This window comes from Pseudomonas rustica (assembly GCF_018336155.1).
Taxonomy (GTDB): Bacteria; Pseudomonadota; Gammaproteobacteria; order Pseudomonadales; family Pseudomonadaceae; genus Aquipseudomonas; species Aquipseudomonas rustica.
Genome location: NZ_JAGYHF010000046.1, coordinates 1 through 313 on the forward strand (window position 1 = coordinate 1; position 313 = coordinate 313).

Below are 313 nucleotides of genomic sequence, written 5' to 3' on the forward strand. Positions count from 1 at the left end.
ACGTCGTTCGAGTAGTTCGACTCGATGGACGCGTCCAGGTCAACCCACCACGGAATGGTGAAGGTGTTCGACGGGCTGGCCAGCAGCGTGGTCATGTCCGAGTTGGTGGTCAGGATGCCCGACTGGAAGAACGCGGTGCGCTCAACGGTGTTGACGGTGATGTAGTCGCGCAGCTCATCGCGGAACACGACGTCCGAGAGAATGGTTGGCATTGCTGAATTTCCTTTTACTTGGCCTCAGCAGCGGCTTTCATGCGCGCGTGCTCGGCGGGGTTGGTTCGGCGAAGCTCTACGCGCTCCATGCCGGTCATTTG

At 59.7% G+C, this 313-nt stretch carries 1 pseudogene; it reads right to left on the reverse strand.

The features are described from left to right. Positions 1 to 212: pseudogene (locus KFS80_RS26790) on the reverse strand (hypothetical protein); the annotation flags it as partial. Positions 213 to 313 lie beyond the last annotated feature (101 nt).